Raw genomic sequence first — 597 nt, 5'->3', positions numbered from 1 at the left:
GCGTTGGCGAGCAGGCCGCGGAAGGCCGCCGGGAACCACTCGCCCGCCGGCGGGGGCAGCGGCAGCGCGCCCGTCGGGTTGTGGAAGTCGGGGATCACGTAGGCCAGCCTGGGCACGGTCTGGCGCAGGGTGGACTCGGCTATCTCCAGGTCCCAGCCCGCGTCGGAGACGGCGATGGATCCGGTGCGCAGCCGTGCGTGGCGCAGGGCGTCGAGGGCGTTGGCGTAGGTCGGGTTCTCGGTGACGACCCGGTCCCCGGGCCGGCAGAGCAGGCTGACGACCAGCGAGAAGGCCTGTTGGGCGCCGGCCGTCACCAGGATCTGCTCGGGGCGTGTGGGGAGCCCGCGCCGGGTGAAGCGGTCGGCGACGGCGGTGCGGAGGTCGGGCAGGCCGAAGGGGTGGTAGCCGGGGTCCCGGGCGAGCTGGGGCAGCCGGGGCGCCGCCCAGGCGAAGGCGGCGGTGAGGCTGTCCTGCGGGGCGCCCATCGCGGCGATGGCGAGGTCGACGCCGGGGTCGCCGTCGGCGCTGTAGCCGCCGGCGCCGAGGAGGGCGTGGGCGCCGACCGGGCGGTGGCCGTCCGGGAGCTCGGTCCAGGTG

Annotated in this window: 1 protein-coding gene; it reads right to left on the bottom strand. The window is 76.9% G+C overall.

Translation table 11 applies throughout. The annotated features are described in order from the left end of the window. Window positions 1–597 (bottom strand): aminotransferase class I/II-fold pyridoxal phosphate-dependent enzyme (locus tag OP18_RS62280; protein ID WP_156090389.1); only part of this gene is annotated, 597 nt, incomplete at both ends.

The sequence above is a fragment of the Dactylosporangium aurantiacum genome (assembly GCF_000716715.1).
Classification (GTDB): domain Bacteria; phylum Actinomycetota; class Actinomycetes; order Mycobacteriales; family Micromonosporaceae; genus Dactylosporangium; species Dactylosporangium aurantiacum.
The sequence above is the reverse complement of the archived record's forward strand: the minus strand, read 5'-3'. Positions and strand labels throughout refer to the sequence as shown.